Below are 17,736 nucleotides of genomic sequence, written 5' to 3'. Positions count from 1 at the left end.
GGCCTGCTGCGGCTTTATTTTGGTTCGGACTTCCCATCATATCGCTTACTCCACTCGAGCAGCACCGCATCGCGGTCCTTGGCAGCGAGCGCCAGATCGTACCTAATGAGCAGCTCCAGAGGGTTCTTCTTATACCCTTCCGGAATCGTACCCGACTCATCCTTCACAGCCGTAATCGGGTAGTTCTTCTTGTACTCCGCCATAACCTCGTCGGTAATCGCCCAGTCCAGGAAGTGGCGTCGCCAGCTGCATTCACCGAATTCTCCGCTTGACCCCGTTTGCTCCATTATTGCTTTGTTATGGTTTGGTTTGTTTTTGTTGGAATTGGGGGGGTGGGCTTGGTTCATCCGTGGATAATGTGCATAACCTTAGGGACAACCACACTTGCGTGGTTATCCACATGTGGATACAACGATACAGCGGGGGTTCAAGTCTAGGGGAGGAGTTACACGCCGTCCAGTAGAATGGTAGTATGGAATAGAGCGGTACTACAACGATAGAGCTGTCTTCATGGCAGCCATTAGAGGAGTGGAGACGATGGAGCAGGACTTTTATCTTTTTCGACAGCTGGCATTCGTTAGAGCGCAGACCTTGAAGGCGGTTGAAGGAATTAGCGAGGAGACGGCAGATCTCGTTCCCGAAGGCTTCCGCAACAACATTCGCTGGAACCTTGGGCATATCTATGTCGTGCTGGAGCGGTTCGCCTTCCACTATATTGGACTCCCTCAGCAGCTGCCAAGCGGGTTCAAGGAGCGTTATGAATTCGGCACGTCCCCTGTAGACAGCACCGTCACTGGCCCAATACCAACCTTGCCTGAGCTAGCGGTGTTGTTATCCGAGCAGCAAGACCGCATCCGCGAAGCGCTGGCTGGCCGACTGAACGAGAAGCTCGAGCAGCCCTACACCACTTCAACAGGCATAACCCTGGAGACGCCTCACCAGTTCCTCGGCTTCAGCCTGTACCATGAGGGAATGCACTTCAGTGTGATTAAGCTGTATAAGAGGCTGCTCAGTGAGTAGTGAACTGCAGCCCAGTCATTCCTCATGTTAATAGAGGTCATTTTGACCTCTATTTCGCTCCCAGACCTCGTTTGACCTCTAACTCTCCACACCGCAGCACGGTTCCCTCTACCTTCGGCGCATGCAAATAGAGGCCCATGCGTCACACGCACAGGCCTGATTTATTTTTTCACCCATCAACCTAGTCCTTCCCAATCGCCACATACACCATGCCGCCGAGCACCTCAACCTTGTAGCTGCGCGTGCGGACCTTGTCGCTGAACAGCGAACGGCCGGACTTGATGTCGAATTCCCATCCGTGCCACGGGCAGCGGACGATCTGGCCTTCTCGGCCATACTCGAACTCGGCTACATTCGACGGCAGCGTCGTCCCGTGTATGTGCCCCTTGCACAGCTCGGCCCCTTCATGCGGACAGTAGTTGTGAATCGCATAATACTCGCCATCTATCCGGTACACCCCGATGGAGCGCCCCTCAAGAGTGACAATGACCCTCCCGCCTTCGGGAACGTCCGCCTCTGCCGCCGCTTCATATAACGCCATATTCCATCCTCGTCCCCTCTCCCCGTCGTCTTACAGCTGGAACAGCTGCTTCGCATTCTCGTAGAAAATCTTCCTCTTCGCCTCATCCGACAGCCGCTTCAGAATCGCCGTCGGATCGTCGAAGTCCCAGTGCGGGTAATCGCTGGAGAAGAGTAGAATGTTCTCCCCGTCGATCATATCGAAGATCTGCTTCAGATGATTGAAGTCGCTTGGCTCCTCAATCGGCTGCGTCGTCAGATAACAGTTGCTGCGAATATATTCGCTCGGCATCTTCTTCAGCCATGGCACCGTCCAGCGCAGCCCCTTATAATTCTTATCCAGACGCCACATCAGATGAGGAAGCCAGCCTACCCCGCCCTCGCAGAAAATAAACTTAAGCCGAGGGAACTTCTCGAACACGCCCTCGCATACCACCGAGATTAGCTGCGCCATGTACACTTGGGACAGAGACGTGTGCCACTGGAGGTAATTGCTCAGATAACCCGCGCCTGTCGGCGGGTTCGAGATGCCGGATCCCTCTGATCCGGGGTGGATCATGATGGCCAGTCCATGGCGTTCGGCAGCGGCATATACCGGATCATAATAGCGCTGTCCATATGGAATGCGCGAGGCGCCGCAGATGACAACGGCCTTAATATCCGGGTGCGGACCGATTCGATCAATCTCCCTCGCCGCCTGCTGCGGATCCTGCAGAGCAACCGCCATCGCTCCGATGAACACCGGGCTCTTCGCCAGCCAATGGTCAATGACATAGTCATTGTAAGCGGATGCAAGAGCAGATGCATAATCGGCATCCGGCAGGTTAGAGACATGAATGAAGGACTCCCCCGTCAGCAGCACATGCTCCATATTGAACGGCTTCACCAGATGCTCCAGCATATAGTCAGGGTCCGAACCCGGAGAGCCGCCGCTTGGTGTAACGGCATCCTTGCGCAGTACGCCGATTGGTGAGTTGTACATGAATGGAATCCGAGTACCGAACTCAGCCACCATTCTTCTCCATGGTTCCTTCAGATAGGGCAGCAGATCGTCCCCGCTTGCGAACGTATTATGAACGTCACAATCTATCACTTTGTCTGGCAGGCTCATCCGTATTCAACCTCGCTTCGTAGTTGATTGATTCTATACCTACTCTAACGCAGAATACTTGGATAGACCATTAATGATTCTATATTATTTAGAACGATTCTACGGTACAATACGATCATGATAACTACACTTCATTCCATCTATCTCGACCAGATTGAGGATGCCAGCTGGAACCGTCCCTTGTCACCAATTGAATACGATGTGCTGCTGCTCGTTACTCGCGGGGAAGTCATCTACCGTCTAGGTGGGGAGGAGTATCTGCTTCATGAAGGGGATATGCTCTATATGGCGGCAGGAACGATGCGTGAAGGCTACTGTCGTCCCGGAACCAATCACCACAAGTATTCGGCCCACTTCTCCTTGGCGGATGAGCCTCGCACAGGGGAGAACAACGCCCAGACCCCATCCGTACAACACCCGTTCGGCTCCGCAGGCTTCTGCGTTATCCGGTCCCGGCAATACGACTATGTGAAGCATCGGTTCGTTCTGCTCGTTCAGCAGTGGATTGGTCGGCAGCCTTACTATGAGGCGATGTGCAGGGGAATACTGCAGGAGCTGTTCATCTTGGCCTTGCGGGAGCATGAGGAACAACGCTATCCTTCGGTGAAGATGGCACATGTGGCGGCTATAAGACAATATATTCTGGACCATTATCGGGAGCCTATTCGAATTGAGGAGCTTGCGAAGGTGGTGGAGAGAACACCGAACTATGTAACGAGCATCTACAGAGAGGTGACGGGGCTGGCTCCTATCGATTACATGCATAGTGTCCGGCTGTCAGCGGCACGCGAGCTGCTGCTGAATACTCAGCTGTCCATTCGCGAGATCTCTGAGCAGCTGGGCTACTGCGATCAGGCGTACTTCAACCGGGTGTATAAGAAGCGGATGGGCTCGCCCCCTTCAGCCTTATTGAAGGAGAGGGCGAACCGCCCGTTATAAAAAAGTTACGGCTTGGCCGTCCTCTGAAGGCCGAGTTCAGCTGCCTGATATGGTCTCAACGAATCGTTCATCCTCGGCAGGTTAAGTGCGGAAGCCATACTTTATGAAAATATCCAGCGCTTCCTTAGATTGCAGATACGTATAGAAGGCTTCCGCCTCTTCGCTATGCTTGCTCGCCTTCACGATGCCAATGGGATACTGGATAGGCGTGTAGGCAGCCTCATCTACGGCGAAGGCAATCTTCACCTTGCTCGATCCGAGCGCATCTGTGCGATAGACGAATCCCGCATCCGTGTTGCCTGTCTCCACGTAATGGAGCACTTGACGGACGTCCTTGCCTTGAACCAGCTTAGACTTCAGTACCTCCCACAGCTTAGCAGAGGTGAGAGCCTCCTTCGCATATTGACCGGCAGGCACACTCTCTGGAATGCCTACCGCAATCTTGCCAAGCTGTTCGGAGGCCAACTCGGCCATGTCACGAACCTCCACCACTCCTTCTGCCGGCGTCACTACGACAAGCTCATTGCGAAGCAGGCTGCGCTGCTTGTCCTCCGCCACCAGCCCCTTGTCGACCAGCGCCTTCATGTTCTTCGGCGCAGCCGCGAGGAAGAGATCCACAGGGGCACCTTGTTCAATCTGCTGCTGCAGCGCCCCTGATGCTCCGAAGTTGAAGCTGAGCTTCACATGCTCACGCTTCGCTTCATAGTCATCCTTAATCTCCTCTAGCGCATCCGTCAGGCTGGCCGCCGCGGATATCGTCAGCTCCACCTCTGCCGATTCCTTCTTCCCCTCACTGTTCGTACCGCAGCCTGCCAATAGGCATACAGCAAGCAGAACAATCAAGACACTTGATTTATGTAGCATAACGCACACCCTCCCCCCATCTCTCTAATTTCAACGCTAACTAAATTATATCTAATCATAAGGATTTTAAGATGACAACAACATGGATTAGCTCTGTGCAGAGCTAATTAACCTTCACAACCATTCGCATGCTTGAAGGGAGGAGACTGGTTAAATATTGCGTGGGTAGAAACTCTTTGAGCGCTATAGCCTCACATTGTGATGCTGCAGGTGATCTAGGTGGCTCGTTTTGACCTGTAGCATCACATTCTGATGCTGCAGGTGACCGAGGTGGCTCGTTTTGACCTATAGCATCATATTGTGATGCTGCAGGTGACTGAGGCGGCTCGTTTTGACCTATAGCATCACATTGTGATGCTGCAGGCGACCCGAGGTGCCTCGTTTTGACGTGCAGCATCACATTCTGATGCTGCAGGTGATCGGGGCGGCTCGTTTTGACCTATAGCATCACATTCTGATGCTGCAGGTGACCGAGATGGCTCGTTTTGACCTATAGCATCACATTGTGATGCTGCAGGTGACCGAGGCGGCTCGTTTTGACCTATAGCCTCACATTCTGATGCTGCAAGCGACCGAGGCGGCTCGTTTTGACGTGCAGCATCACATTCTGATGCTGCAGGCGACCGAGGCGGCTCGTGATGCTGCAGGTGCCCCGAGGCAGGCGTTATGCCCTGTAGCATGTGACGGCTGCTACCGCTCATAATGAAGAGGGCTTAGTCGAACTGTTCGACTAAGCCCTCTACTTGTGATTGTGGTTGGTGCTACTACTTGAACTGGTCTCTAAGGAGTAAGCTCCTTCTCTATCCCCACATTGCCTATCATGAGCGCACCGCTGTCTGTCTGGTCGAAGGTGAGCGTCACGGACTTCAGGTCACCCAGTTGGTCTGCTCCTTCGAATTCCATAAGCGGTATTCGAAGTGTGCTGAGCGGCGTGAAGGTCGACCAGTACTTGATGTATTCATTCTCCAGCAGCTTGCCAGGCTGCAGACGAGTGGCCGGCGTATTGGCTGGCAGCGTATAGCTGGACTTGCCGCCCTTCGTATCGGTCAGCTTTACAGTGAAGGCGGGATGAACACCCTGAGCGTTAAGTGTATCAGCAGAGTCTGCGGCTATATAGAGTGTAAGCGCCGAGCCCTTCAGCGGCTGCTCAATGGACGCAGGAGCCTTCATCTGAAGCGCACCTCCGCGCTTCGTCCAGCGTACTGACAGCAGTTCCAGCTTCTCCGGATCGCCCGGGTGCCGGAACCCGCCTGTCTCATCCTCGTTAGGAATGTAGCTGTCCGTCACATACTTCAGCTTGACATCAGTTGAAGGAACGATCTCCTCGCTGCCGTCAAGCGGCTTCTCCCCATCCCTCGCCGAGTTCATGATGTACTGCGTACCCGGTAGATAAGTAGATTGCAGAACGGGATGCCCGTAGAGCATACCGACATTCGGCCCCGATGACACCGCCTCTGCCGTGGTATTCCAGAATCCCTTGCCACCGCCAGGCGCCACCGATTCCAGGAAGTCCACCGCATAGCTGCTTAAGAACTGACGCTGCTCTTCGGCGGTCAGCCTCTCCTGCAGGTTGTCGTTCTCCTTGCTCGGTCCTATCCCATCATCCTTGCCTTCCAGCTTGGAATTGAAGTAGTTGTGATTCGCTCCATATAGATACACCAGTGAGACAGGAGACTTCCGGTCTTGCCGTATCGCCTCCCGATCATACGAGCGCTGCCCGTCCAGACTCACCACATCTCCGTCATACTGTGGAATGATGATTCCTACAGGAACATCAGGGAACGGCGTCTTCATCGTGAAGAATTGGATCGGTGCCGCCATCACAATGCCTTCCAGCTTCATGTCCGCGTCTGCCGAGACCAGTTCCGCCATCGCATGCGTCAGCTGTCCACTCCGGGAATGGCCTATCACAGATACTCTCTCCAGATCTCCCCGACCCTTAAGCGATACGCCGTAACCTGCGTCCTCCCCTTGAAGCGCCCGCTTGAACGCCTTCAGCTGCGTCTGCATAATGGCATTGAATCGCTCGTGCTCTATGGGCTCGCCGTGCTCCCACACATAGTGAGCATTTACATCCACGCTAACGGTCAGATATCCTTGCCGAGCTAGATCTCTAACCAAGTAGGTGAAGCCTTGATCGTAGCGATCGGTGTCATACTTCTTGATGGGGTGATTCCCGTGAAAAACAAAAACAACCGGACGCTTCCTCGTACCAGTAGGCACCCCAAGCGTCCCCTTGACCGTGTAAGGGACCTTCCAGCCTGTCGCTTGGACAATCTCGCTGGCTCCTAGGTTATAGTCCACAATCTGCGGCTCACCGAACGTCTCCTTCACCGGAGTGACGGTTGGAGACGCTGCCGGCGTCTGTGACGGCTTCACTGAAGGGTCAAGCTCGTTATTCACATCGCCATTCGAGGTACATCCACTGAACATGAGACCTGCCATGGCAAGCGTTGCTATCCACGTCATTGTTCGGCGTCTAATCCCCATCTAGTCCATCCTCCATAGGTGTATCTCCTAAGCTAACTTAGCTGCAGTATGGGGCATCAACAATGATGCTAATCATCTAGGAATGAGCATGCAGCGAGATCGTACAGCCGCCTGCCGAGCTGTCTCCCCATAGCATATCCAGCACATCCCCGTCCTGCAGAGCACCCACCCCTGCCGGTGTGCCGGTGTAGATGATGTCGCCTGCTCCGAGGCCGAACCGTGTTCCGATATGATGAATGAGCTGCTGGGTAGGGAAGATCATATCCCGCACGTTGCCCCGCTGCGCCTCTACACCGTTCCGCACGAGGACGAAGTCCTGCTCCTGCAGCGCTTCAGCACCCGGATACGGCAGCCACTCACCGAGTGTGGCCGAGTTCTTGAACCCCTTGGCGTCCAGCCACGGATGCCCCTTCTCCTTCAGCTTGCTCTGTACATCCCGCAGCGTCAGATCAAGGCCAAGCGTCATGCCGTCAATCAGCTCATCTGGCGCCATTCCTGGCTCATAATCACGGCCAATTCGAATGACCAGCTCCAGCTCGAAGTGAACCTCACCGCGGTCTCCCGGCAGCGTGACAGCTCCTCCATTCATTGAGGCTAGAGCATGAGTTGGCTTGGTGAAAACCATCGGAGACTTCGGCACTTCATTGCCAAGCTCCAGCGCATGCAGCCGGTAGTTACGGCCGATGCAGTATATATTGCGTATGGACGAGAAGTCCTTCGTACCATTAATCGTTGTCATCGTTAATCCCCTTCCAGCTCTTATACCGCTTAGCTCTTCTTCTGACTAGCGATCTGCTCAGCCAGCTCATTCAAGTACGTCCAGCGTTCCATTAGCTCCTCAAGCTTGCCTTCCAGCTGCTCCTGCTCCGAGGACAGCTCCTGCAGCAGGACGGAATCACTCGCGGATTGCTCCATGCGCTTAGCAATGTCCCCAAGCTTCGCTTCCGTCTCTTCAATCCAGCCGTCGATCTGCTCGAAGTCCTTCTGCTCCTTGTAGGACATCTTCGCGGCGCGCTCTCTGCTCAGCGGCTCATTCTTCGGAGCCGCTGCTTCAGCTGCTTGAGCTTCTGTGACGGCAGGTGCCGTCTTCGCCACACTAGCAGACAACGAGGAGTGCCCTGCAGCTGCCGGAGCCTCAGTGCGTCCCACAGACTCCTGATAATCCGAATAATTACCGGTATGATGTGTAATGACACCTTCCCCTTCGAAGGCAAGGATTCGATCCACTGTACGGTCTAGGAAGTAGCGGTCATGCGAGACGATGAACACAACGCCGGGGAAGTCATCCAGATAATCTTCCAGCACGGTCAGTGTGGCAATATCCAGATCATTCGTCGGCTCATCGAGCATGAGCACGTTCGGCGCATCCATCAGCACGCGCAGAAGCTGAAGCCTGCGCTTCTCGCCGCCGGACAGCTTCGCAATCGGCGACCACTGCATCGCGGGCGGGAATAGGAACCGCTCGAGCATTTGCCCTGCGGAGATGGTATTGCCATCCGCGGTTTTGATTTGCTCGGCATTCGCACGAATGTATTCGATGACTCGGACGGTTCCGTCCATCTCTTCATGCTCCTGGGAGAACCACCCGAGCTTCACAGTCGGTCCCATCTCGGCAGTGCCGCTGTCCGGCTGCAGCTTGCCCGCAATGAGCTTCAGCAGGGTGGACTTGCCGCTTCCGTTGCGCCCGACGATGCCGACCCGGTCCTCCGGTACCGCAATGTAGCTGAAGTCTCGAATAAGGGTGCGCCCGCTCATCGCCTTCGTCAGTCCTTCAACCTCGACAATCTTCTTGCCCAGCCGCGTTGAAGCAACCGACACCTCCAGCTTGCCGCCGGCTGCCTTCGGCCCCTGCTTCTTCAGCTCCTCGAACCGGTCGATCCGCGCCTTCTGCTTCGTCGTCCGCGCCTTCGCCCCGCGCCGAATCCAGGCCAGCTCATTACGCATCAAGTTCTGCCGCTTGTCCTCCGTAGCTGCCTCGCGCTCTTCGCGCTCCAGCTTCAGCTCGAGGAATCGGCTGTAGTTGGCCGTGTAGAAGTGCGCTTGCCCCTTGTCCAGCTCAATGACCCGATTGCTCACACGATCCAGGAAGTAGCGGTCATGCGTAATCATCATCAGCGCGCCCTTGCGCTTCTGCAGCATGCTCTCCAGCCAAGCGACCGATTCATTGTCAATGTGGTTCGTCGGCTCATCGAGGATGAGCAGGTCGGAAGGCTGCAGCAGGGCCGCGGCCATCGCTACACGCTTGCGCTGTCCCCCAGACATGGCGCTGACCTTCGCTTCGTAATCCTGAATGCCGAGCTTCGTGAGCGCAATGCGCGCATCTGCCTCCAGATCCCATGCATCCAGCTCATCCATTCGCTGATTGGCCGCAATGAGACGGTTCTGCAGCGCTTCGTCAGCCGGATTCAGCTCAATTGCTTCCATCGCCGCCGTATATTCTCGTACCGCCTTCAGCTGCGGGGTATCGCCGCCAAGCACATGCTCCAGAGCCGTCTCAGAGGGCTCGAATACAGGATCCTGCGAGAGCATGCGGATACGCACCCGATTGCCGACCGACACCTGGCCGGAGTCTGCCGGCTCGAGCCCTGCAATTACCTTCAGGAACGTGGACTTGCCCGTCCCGTTCACGCCAATGATGCCAATCTTGTCGCCATCCTCGACACCGAAGGTAACGTTCTCGAATAACAGCTTTTCGCCGTAGGTTTTCGTTATATTTTCAATCGATAGTAGATGCATGGTCATATCCTCTTCTTGTATCAGTCGTTAGACGGCACCACGCGTGGAACCGTATATAATCGTTATTCTAACACAGATGGGAACCTCTTGGCGTCACACTCCCGGGCGTCATTCATGTAATAATACCTGACACATACATTGCGCTAACCTCACTCTCGCAAGTATATTAGAAGAATACGATACCAGATAGCCGCAACGGAGGGGAACGGGCATGCCAGGTGAACTCATATTAACCGTAGATGACGAAGTCAGAATTGGGGAACTCATCGGAATGTACCTATGCAAGGACGGATTCCGCCATATGAATGCAACAAGCGGGAAGCAGGCGATCGAACTCACCAAGAGTGAGCAGCCTTCACTAATCGTACTCGATGTGCTGCTGCCGGATATTGAAGGTTATGAGCTGTGCGCGCGGCTGCGCCAGAACACGGATGTGCCAATCGTATTCCTAACCTGCAAGGACACAGAGATTGACAAGGTAGTAGGACTGAGCGTCGGAGCCGATGATTACATGAGCAAGCCATTCAGCCCCGTCGAGCTGGTCGCTCGCATCAAGGCTCAGCTTCGCCGCAATCGGATTGCCGGAGCCAGAGAGGCGGATGTCCGGACTTCCGTTATAGCCTCCAGGCATGTGCAGCTGCACCTCGATGCTCATGAAGCTTACGTAGACAACCGAAGGATTGAGCTGTCGGCTAAGGAATTCCAATTACTAGCCTACCTGATGCAGAACGCGCGCCAGGTGCTGACCACCGAACGTCTACTCACTCATATATGGGGATATGACAGCAGCCTGGATACGAAGACCCTTCAAGTACATATAGGTCACCTTCGCAAAAAAATTGAAACCACCCCTTCCTCACCGACGCAAATTGTCACGATAAGAGGAATAGGCTACAAATTCGATGAATCTGTCCAAGCACGTTAATAAGCTGCTCCAGCCGCGCACCTTCGCGTTCCAGATGCTGTCGGCGATGCTCATTGTCTCTCTTATCCCCCTCGTGCTGCTGTCCGTCGTCGCCGGTCAGACGGTGAATAAGCAGCTCGCCCACTTCAACGAGCTGAACACCGCGCTTATTGAGAAGAACTTCATTCATATGTACGTAGCCAACATTGAGGAGCAGGCCCGAGCCATTAATACCGAGCTCAGGCTTATAGAGGATGCCGTTCTGCTTGCCAAGGCTATGGCAGAGTCTATCTTCACCTATGAATCCAAGTCAGATATACCTCCTCTATCCTTCACTTACGATAGCGGGAAGATGAGGTATATAGAGAGAGTTCAAGATGGCAAGGGCGTCGTATCCATCCGTACGGCGAGCCAGCTCGTACCGCCCACTCCGCAGCAAGCCTATGATTTTGCCAGAAGCAAGGCACTCTATCCCTTATTCGAATCTGAGACCACCAGGAATCCTAATATCGTATCTATGTACTATATTCACCCTCAATCGGGGGCGTTCTACTACCCAGAGTACAGAGGCAGCAATGAGAACAGCCATCCCCGGCCAACCTATTCCTTGACGTCCTACAACTTCTATTCCGATGCACTGGGCATTAAGCCTCGGGTCAATCAAGTGGCATGGACCAAGCCGTATCTGGATATTACACCGCGAGGGTGGATGTTCACTGCCACGACACCCGTCTATGATGAGAATCAGGTGCTGCGAGGAGTAGTAGCTGCCGATGTGACGATCAATCAATTCGTTAACAATGTACTGGACATGCACTTCGATGATGGCACAGGATTAGCCCTGCTGCTGAACACCGATCAGGAGTTAATAGCCGCGCAGCAGCATCCCGATTACCAGCTCTCACAGCTCAATCTTGCCGAGCTATTCGATCCGGGAACGAAGGACAGCTATCGAAGACTGACCCTTGATGGGGAAGAGAAGGTCGTCTTCAGCCGCTCGATCGGAACGACCAACTGGACACTAGGCTATATCATCCCGGAGAGCAGACTGCTGGAGCCGATTCAATCTGCTAATCTTGCACTCGTCACGGAGACTAGGGAGAAGCTCATCCTGCTGCTCTCTGTACTCGGACTAGTTGCCCTGCTGCTCAGTATTCTGCTAGCCCTCTACCTGCGTTCCAAGGTGGCACGTCCCGTCCATCTGCTCACCGGAGCATTCGCCGAGATGGGAGCCGGCCAATTCACCACCTCGCTTCACGACACGAGAACGCTGGAGTTCAATCAGCTGCTAAGCTCCTTCAACCGGATGGCGGGCAAGATTCGGGAGCTCGTGGAGCAGCAGTCCGAGCTGAACCAGCAGCTGGAGAAGAAGGTAGAGCGAAGAACAGAGGATCTGCGGGATATGAATACAGAGCTGCAGCTGAAGGTGGAGGACTTGCTTCGGCTCGAGCACTGGCGTCAAGAGCTGTTCATGTACATCTCCCATGACCTGAAGACACCGATTACACTTATACGCGGATATATTGAAGCCATTAATGACGGGACGATTCCAGAGAAGGATATTACGCTCTACCTGCGAAGGATCTATGAGGATATTCAGACGATTAACCAATTCGTGCGCAATCTGAACGAGCTTAGTCTCCTGGAGACTAGACAGCTCTCCAGTGAGTTCCACCACGTGGACAGCTATACCTTCTATTCGGATACCGTCCTGAAGTGGGATGCCTACTTGAAGCTGGAGCGAAGACCCTTCTTCACAAGCGTACCGGACAAGGCGGCTAGCCACACTGGCGATGAAGCTCGTCAGTCTACGAGCAGCTGCTTCCTTGGAGATCCTCATCTGATTAGACGAATCATTGACAACTTAATGGATAACGCGCTTAAGTATTCCGATCCAGGCTGCCCTATTCGATACGAATATGAATGTAAGGGTGAGACGGTAGAATTCCGCGTCATCGACGAAGGAAGCGGCCTCTCGATTGAAGACATGGCTTATGTATTCCAATCCTTCTACCGTGTCGACAAGTCGCGCAACAGCGGCATTCCCGGCAGCGGTCTCGGTCTATCCATCGCTAAGGAGATCGCTGACATGCATAACGGACAACTAACGGTACGCCGCAACGAAGAGCGTGGTACCGGCTGTATCTTCACCCTGACATTGCCACTGCTGAGCGCTGAGACAGCCATCGCGCAGAGCAATCTCAACTCTTAATCCCCGGTCTCTAGCAGCACGAAGCAGACCGCCCACCTCCCTTATTAAGGAAGTTGAGCGGTCTGTTTTTTTTGCTGAGAAGCTGCTTATTCCGTTGGAACCTTGGCCAAGTCTAGTGTAGGCGTCTCATTGAAGAAGTTGAATGGCTTAATCATCGCGGTTACCCACTCTGTAGGCATAATCGGGAATTCTTCCGCACGCATGACATGCGTCGTCCCCGTCGTCAGCCAGACGACCGTATCCTTGTTCACAATACTTCGATTCTGCTGCGTCCACAGCCCAAGTCCAGTGTCTGTATTATGGGTGGTGTACTTCCCTTCTGAGTACTGCTCGTCCTTCTTGTATGGAGTGACCCAGATATGATTATTAATGAATTCAGCACGCTTCAGCACATAATCTGTCTTCGTGAACAACGGCTCCTCCATGAACGGATGCGTCCCGCCGGCATAAGGCATTACTTGGTAGCCTGTTGCGTAGCCCAGCTTGTTCTCCTTCACGGAATTTTTGACAATAACCATCTTATCCGCATCATACTTATGAATCGCTTCCTGCTCTGTCCTATACGTCTTCTCGAGTGTAATCATCTCACTGCGAGCGAATTCCGGATCAGCGACCGTAACAGCCTTAGGCAGAATCTCTCCAACCGAGTTCATGGCGCCATCCACATCAAGATCCAGGCGGTAGCTGAAAATATGCTGATGAGTAGGAGCGACGATATTCTCATCTACCAGCTTGCCATTACGCGTCTCCTTCTTAGCCGTTGGATCATCCATGTTCTTGGCCTTGGCCGCCTTCACCTGAGCAAGCCCTGTCGCACCGGCCATGATCTTAACCGAACCGTTCTGCAGGAACACCCAGTCCAGCACATAGTCATAGTTGCCAATCGTTGATATAGCCCGAAGCACCAGCTCCCTGCGTTCGCGAGCCTCGCCGTTATGAGACCACTCTGGATCTGCATAACGCTCGAACAAGGCGAATGCATTCTTGATGACTGCAGCCTTGCCCTCTGTATTATTTATTGCTGCATCGAAGAATATCGCATTCGAAGGGGCATCCGAGCCTTTATTAAGCTCACGCGTGGAGAGACCAACGCCGTATTCGCCAGCGTCCATGAATATTTTGTACAGCCACGCCGGATCAGGGTCGCCGTAAGGCACCATCATACCGCCGAGCCCGCCCTCATACATGATCTTGCGCTTATTCCCGTTCTCGGTATAGGAGACGGTTGAGATCATCGGTCCAACACGAGGATCCAAGCGGAAGTGGAACTTCCAGTTCTGCCAATCAATCATAGAGCCCTTCACAGAGAAGCTCGCGCCATCCGGCTGGGATATAATGAGCGGCTTGATCTCTGCCGTACGCTTCGTATTGATTACCTTCGAATAGTCATTCGGATCGGTTGGAGTCGGGGGATTGCCCGTCTCGTATATTTTCAACACCTTCTTCGTATTCAGGTCAACGAGGAAGGATAGGCCATCCATTGGATGGGCGAAGTTATTAACTGCGCCTGCCACCTTCGGACGAGGAACGGATATTGCGAGGCGCGAGCCCGGAGGCGTAAGCTCAGGACCGTAGTCACCCAGAGGTCCGTCTGCGAAGGACACCTTGCTAAGATCCGTAATCCCTCTTCTAGCAAGAGCGGCTACAGCGTCCTTATCCGCTTCCACAATCGCTTCAGATTGGCCCCATTCCGTATAGAACGGCCATCCCTGCTTCACTTCCTTCCAGTAGGTAACCTGGCTGGTATCCAGATTGACCGTACCCTCGTAAGGCTTGCTGCCCTTGATTAGAGTGAAGGTCGCTTCCCGAGGAAGCTGTGCTCCTCCCTTGTCATCCCACTCCCACACCTTGAGCTTATCCGGCTCCTCCAGCTTGATCTCGGAGAAGTACATGTCTTTGCTGCCATATTGCGAGCTGCGAATGATGGTTGAAGCCTTCTCAATCTCCTGAGGAGTCAGAGGGTTAAGCGGATGATAGACCATCTTCTCCACTGCAGCAGCACTTAGGCGGCCCAGACCGAATGTGTTTGTCACTAGATTAACGGATCCAAGCGCTACGAATGTGGCAAGTGCCGTTACAATTAATTTTTTCCTCTTCATCGTACCCCTCCATGTTCATACTCTTCCTATGCCAATTGCTATGCTATCTCTAACCTTCGCCTTCTCCGCACTACCATCGCATCCCTCCAGTTCCAACTTGATGTCACCTATCCTAACATCCCAAGGTAATAGCTGAAGCCTATTCTGGTAAATTCGACTTAATAGGTTGAGGGGAATTGGGTAAACCGATGAGTATAAGAATATGAATCGTCCTCACGCGCGCAGCAAAAACATAATGTGAATCGCCCTCATACGTACAGCAAAAACCCGCCGGCCGTTATGGCCTGCGGGCTTCCTTATTTAATCATTTTCACACTGTAACTATAAATGGAATGATCATATCCACCCCACCCCGCCGGAATTGCCCCCACAGCTTATAGGTGCCGCTAACGGGAAAGCTCACTCCAAACACGGCTTGCGGACCAGAAGATGCCCAGTTAAGAGGATGCACATGAATGAATTGCTGCAAAGCTTCATCAATAGCCACCACATGCCCTACCGCGCCGAGGTACAGCTCCAGGTCCTCGACCGGCTCACCTGTCTTCCCATCTGTGAACGTATACGTCATGGAGGTTGCAGAACCAGGTGCTGGCTTATCAGCGAACTCAAGCTGAACCTTCATGCCATGGACATGAGCTGTGAGAGAGTCGCTCTCCTCTAGAGGTACAGGCTGATTAAGCTTCCCTTGTACCTGAACCGATACCGACCTTGTCAGCTCGTTCATACCGGTCGGCAGGAAGTCGGCGTAGAGCTTGTAAGTCCCGCCAGTCGGGAAGGATACATTCACCTTGAAATGACCCTGTCCCGTGTATTCAGGATGGATATGCTGGAAGTACTGCAAGTCCTCGCTGACGACAATCAAGTGCATGAGCTTCTCATTGGTGATGACGAAGTCCTTGAGGAGCTCTCCTTGACCATTAGTAATCGTTAGCGACAGATCGGAATGAACTCCTGCTTGCGGCGGCCCTCCTGTCCATTCTATCTGCAATTGTACCGCCTTCTCCGAAGCGGACTCCATCCCATGACCAGCATGGCGATGAGCCAACGACAGAGCGTAAGGATCCAGGAACGGATCCGACAAGTCAGCACGCCCAGCTGATCTGCCCGCACCTTGCAGCAGAGATACAGCAGCGAAGGCTATCATCGTCATTAGCAGCAGCATTATCCACTTGTACTTAATGAGCATTCACTCTCCACATCCCTCTATCACTCTGTCTAGATACTCATTGTAGAGCACAGAGGTAAATCTCGTAGGAACGGCAGGTAAAGGGGAGGTAAAATCAAGTCAAACCCGATTACTTCGTTCGTATGACTGATAGCCAGGACCCTTGTATTTGCCAAGGTCAGCTTCGCTAGGGATACGAGCAGCTTGGTCTCTTATGCTCGGGGGGACCGTTACGGGGAAGGCTTCGTCTTGCTCGGCTGCATCTATTCGTGCAGCAGATGCCGCGAAGCTTAGAGCCGGCGGAGCGAGAGGTCCGCCTCGCTGAGCTGGCCTTGGCGGAGGAGGCTCGTACGAGCGGGCTCGGTCCGAGCGATGAGCTGCCCCTGCCGGACGACGTACCGGCAAGGGGGCTGCCTGCGCAGGAGATCGCGGGGGTCATCCGCGTCTACGAGCACGAATGAGGCTGGCTTGCCTGGGGCCAGCCCGTACTGGTGAGTAATGCCGAGCGCCTGCGCGGCATTGGTCGTGATCATGGCGACGGCCTGCTCCAGCTCGGAGAGGCCCGTCATATGGGCTAGGTGGACCGCCATGTGGGCGGCGGTCAGCATGCTGCCGCTGCCGAGCGGATAGAACGGCGTCGCGATGTCATCATGCGCGACGGCGACGTTCACCCCGGCTGCGGTCAGCTCCGCAATGCGCGCGATCCCCCTTCCCTTCGGGAAGGAGTCGAAGCGCCCTTGCATCGCGCTGTTAATGAGCGGGCAGCAGACGATGTTCATGCCCGCTGCAGCCACTTGACCGGCGAGCTTACGGAAGTAAGCCTCGCCGTAATAGGCCGTCGCGTTCACGTGCGCAGCCGTGACACGCGGGCCTAGCCCGAAGCGGCTGGTGCGCTCAGCCGCCGCTTCCAGATAGCGCGAGTGGGCATCGTCCAGCTCATCGCAGAACAAGTGCAGCTGGCAGCCGGTATCTGCTGCCAGCGCGAACACATCGTCCAGCGACGCGATGCCCGCCTCGCGGGACGGCTCCCCATGGGGGATGGCGCTGATGCCATCTGCGCCGAGCCGCAGCGCCTCGCGCAGCCGCGCTCGGTTATCCGGGCATGCGATGAGCCCGTCCTGAGGGAAGGCGATGACCTGCAGGTCAACGAGTCCGGCCATCGACTCCTTCAGCTCCAGCAGAGTCCGCAACGCGGTCATGCTAGGCTCCGAGATATCGGCGTGCGTGCGAACATGCAGCACGCCCTGCCCAACCAAGCTATGCAGGACTGCCGTTGCCCGTCGCAGCACATCCTCTCGGGTGAGCAACTGCTTCCTCCGCCCCCACACCTTAATGCCCTCGAACAGTGTCCCGCTCTCATTCCATTCCGGATCACCTGCCGTCAGCACAGTGTCGAGGTGAATATGGGACTCCACATAGGGAGGCAGCATGAGCATGCCCTCTCCATCCAGCACCTCCTCTTCGACCAGTTCTTCGAGCGCGTGCCTGCCACTTCCCTCGTTTATGCCCTCCAATATAGTTCCCGACTCACCCCATTCAACCTGAGCCTGTTCCTGATGCACTTCCTTGAAGAGTCTGAACTGACCATTTACAATGGTCACATCCACCAGCCCCTCCTTCCCTGGCATTCTTACATTTCGCACCAATCTAATCATGCTAATCGCCCCCATCAGTTCT

Annotated in this window: 14 protein-coding genes; 4 read left to right on the top strand and 10 right to left on the bottom strand. The window is 54.4% G+C overall.

Going from position 1 to position 17,736, the window contains the following annotated elements; genetic code table 11:
• Positions 1-14: 14 nt before the first annotated feature.
• Positions 15-287: a hypothetical protein gene (locus tag ACFO9Q_RS20865; protein ID WP_379185507.1), complete on the bottom strand. Its 273-nt coding sequence runs from the start codon at positions 285-287 to the stop codon at positions 15-17.
• A gap of 223 nt (positions 288-510) precedes the next feature.
• Here ACFO9Q_RS20865 and ACFO9Q_RS20860 point away from each other — a divergent pair, with 223 nt between their 5' ends.
• Positions 511-1,020, top strand: a complete 510-nt coding sequence (locus ACFO9Q_RS20860) for a DinB family protein (protein ID WP_379185506.1) — start codon at positions 511-513, stop codon at positions 1,018-1,020.
• 181 nt (positions 1,021-1,201) lie between these two features.
• Here ACFO9Q_RS20860 and ACFO9Q_RS20855 read toward each other — a convergent pair whose 3' ends face one another.
• Positions 1,202-1,561: a Rieske (2Fe-2S) protein gene (locus ACFO9Q_RS20855; protein WP_379185505.1), complete on the bottom strand. Its 360-nt coding sequence runs from the start codon at positions 1,559-1,561 to the stop codon at positions 1,202-1,204.
• Between the two features lie 30 nt (positions 1,562-1,591).
• A complete protein-coding gene (locus tag ACFO9Q_RS20850; RefSeq protein ID WP_379185504.1) occupies positions 1,592-2,650 on the bottom strand; it encodes an amidohydrolase family protein in 1,059 nt (352 codons plus the stop codon).
• Positions 2,651-2,767: 117 nt separating this feature from the next.
• On the opposite strand from ACFO9Q_RS20850, the gene ACFO9Q_RS20845 reads away from it, so the two are divergent.
• Positions 2,768-3,589: a helix-turn-helix domain-containing protein gene (locus ACFO9Q_RS20845; protein WP_379185503.1), complete on the top strand. Its 822-nt coding sequence runs from the start codon at positions 2,768-2,770 to the stop codon at positions 3,587-3,589.
• Between the two features lie 81 nt (positions 3,590-3,670).
• On the opposite strand, the gene modA is transcribed toward ACFO9Q_RS20845, so the two are convergent.
• The 4 genes from modA to ACFO9Q_RS20825 form a co-directional block, all read right to left on the bottom strand.
• Positions 3,671-4,453 carry a molybdate ABC transporter substrate-binding protein gene (modA, locus tag ACFO9Q_RS20840; RefSeq protein ID WP_379185502.1) on the bottom strand — a complete coding sequence of 261 codons (783 nt, stop codon included), beginning with the start codon at positions 4,451-4,453 and terminating at the stop codon, positions 3,671-3,673.
• Positions 4,454-5,233: 780 nt separating this feature from the next.
• Positions 5,234-6,943 carry a hypothetical protein gene (locus ACFO9Q_RS20835; protein WP_379185501.1) on the bottom strand — a complete coding sequence of 570 codons (1,710 nt, stop codon included), beginning with the start codon at positions 6,941-6,943 and terminating at the stop codon, positions 5,234-5,236.
• Positions 6,944-7,019: 76 nt separating this feature from the next.
• Positions 7,020-7,682: a fumarylacetoacetate hydrolase family protein gene (locus ACFO9Q_RS20830; protein WP_379185500.1), complete on the bottom strand. Its 663-nt coding sequence runs from the start codon at positions 7,680-7,682 to the stop codon at positions 7,020-7,022.
• Between the two features lie 29 nt (positions 7,683-7,711).
• A complete protein-coding gene (locus ACFO9Q_RS20825) occupies positions 7,712-9,679 on the bottom strand; it encodes an ABC-F family ATP-binding cassette domain-containing protein (RefSeq protein WP_379185499.1) in 1,968 nt (655 codons plus the stop codon).
• A gap of 211 nt (positions 9,680-9,890) precedes the next feature.
• On the opposite strand from ACFO9Q_RS20825, the gene ACFO9Q_RS20820 reads away from it, so the two are divergent.
• The gene (locus ACFO9Q_RS20820; protein WP_379185498.1) at positions 9,891-10,604 is read left to right on the top strand and encodes a response regulator transcription factor; all 714 of its coding nucleotides are present in this window, start codon (positions 9,891-9,893) and stop codon (positions 10,602-10,604) included.
• On the top strand, positions 10,582-12,795 hold the full coding sequence (locus ACFO9Q_RS20815; protein ID WP_379185497.1) for an ATP-binding protein: 2,214 nt from the start codon (positions 10,582-10,584) through the stop codon (positions 12,793-12,795). Before ACFO9Q_RS20820 ends, ACFO9Q_RS20815 begins: the two co-directional genes overlap by 23 nt.
• 86 nt (positions 12,796-12,881) lie before the next feature.
• On the opposite strand, the gene tynA is transcribed toward ACFO9Q_RS20815, so the two are convergent.
• The 3 genes from tynA to ACFO9Q_RS20800 form a co-directional block, all read right to left on the bottom strand.
• A complete protein-coding gene (gene tynA, locus ACFO9Q_RS20810; protein ID WP_379185496.1) occupies positions 12,882-14,894 on the bottom strand; it encodes a primary-amine oxidase in 2,013 nt (670 codons plus the stop codon).
• A gap of 310 nt (positions 14,895-15,204) precedes the next feature.
• Positions 15,205-16,080 (bottom strand): hypothetical protein, encoded by an 876-nt coding sequence (locus ACFO9Q_RS20805; RefSeq protein ID WP_379185495.1) that lies wholly within the window; start codon positions 16,078-16,080, stop codon positions 15,205-15,207.
• A 269-nt stretch (positions 16,081-16,349) separates the two neighbouring features.
• Positions 16,350-17,714 carry an amidohydrolase family protein gene (locus ACFO9Q_RS20800; protein WP_379185494.1) on the bottom strand — a complete coding sequence of 455 codons (1,365 nt, stop codon included), beginning with the start codon at positions 17,712-17,714 and terminating at the stop codon, positions 16,350-16,352.
• Between the last annotated feature and the right edge of the window lie 22 nt (positions 17,715-17,736).

The sequence above is a fragment of the Paenibacillus sp. GCM10023252 genome, assembly GCF_042653305.1.
Taxonomy (GTDB): Bacteria; Bacillota; Bacilli; order Paenibacillales; family Paenibacillaceae; genus Pristimantibacillus.
Note: the sequence above shows the minus strand (reverse complement) of the source record. Positions and strands in the feature narration are given on the sequence as shown.

What these genes read in the sequence shown, in the direction of transcription:
- ACFO9Q_RS20865 (WP_379185507.1), bottom strand. Translation starts at nt 287, where the DNA reads ATGGAGCAAACGGGGTCAAGCGGAGAATTCGGTGAATGCAGCTGGCGA.
- ACFO9Q_RS20860 (WP_379185506.1), top strand. Translation starts at nt 511, where the DNA reads ATGGCAGCCATTAGAGGAGTGGAGACGATGGAGCAGGACTTTTATCTT.
- ACFO9Q_RS20855 (WP_379185505.1), bottom strand. Translation starts at nt 1,561, where the DNA reads ATGGCGTTATATGAAGCGGCGGCAGAGGCGGACGTTCCCGAAGGCGGG.
- ACFO9Q_RS20850 (WP_379185504.1), bottom strand. Translation starts at nt 2,650, where the DNA reads ATGAGCCTGCCAGACAAAGTGATAGATTGTGACGTTCATAATACGTTC.
- ACFO9Q_RS20845 (WP_379185503.1), top strand. Translation starts at nt 2,768, where the DNA reads ATGATAACTACACTTCATTCCATCTATCTCGACCAGATTGAGGATGCC.
- modA (WP_379185502.1), bottom strand. Translation starts at nt 4,453, where the DNA reads ATGCTACATAAATCAAGTGTCTTGATTGTTCTGCTTGCTGTATGCCTA.
- ACFO9Q_RS20835 (WP_379185501.1), bottom strand. Translation starts at nt 6,943, where the DNA reads ATGGGGATTAGACGCCGAACAATGACGTGGATAGCAACGCTTGCCATG.
- ACFO9Q_RS20830 (WP_379185500.1), bottom strand. Translation starts at nt 7,682, where the DNA reads ATGACAACGATTAATGGTACGAAGGACTTCTCGTCCATACGCAATATA.
- ACFO9Q_RS20825 (WP_379185499.1), bottom strand. Translation starts at nt 9,679, where the DNA reads ATGCATCTACTATCGATTGAAAATATAACGAAAACCTACGGCGAAAAG.
- ACFO9Q_RS20820 (WP_379185498.1), top strand. Translation starts at nt 9,891, where the DNA reads ATGCCAGGTGAACTCATATTAACCGTAGATGACGAAGTCAGAATTGGG.
- ACFO9Q_RS20815 (WP_379185497.1), top strand. Translation starts at nt 10,582, where the DNA reads ATGAATCTGTCCAAGCACGTTAATAAGCTGCTCCAGCCGCGCACCTTC.
- tynA (WP_379185496.1), bottom strand. Translation starts at nt 14,894, where the DNA reads ATGAAGAGGAAAAAATTAATTGTAACGGCACTTGCCACATTCGTAGCG.
- ACFO9Q_RS20805 (WP_379185495.1), bottom strand. Translation starts at nt 16,080, where the DNA reads ATGCTCATTAAGTACAAGTGGATAATGCTGCTGCTAATGACGATGATA.
- ACFO9Q_RS20800 (WP_379185494.1), bottom strand. Translation starts at nt 17,714, where the DNA reads ATGATTAGATTGGTGCGAAATGTAAGAATGCCAGGGAAGGAGGGGCTG.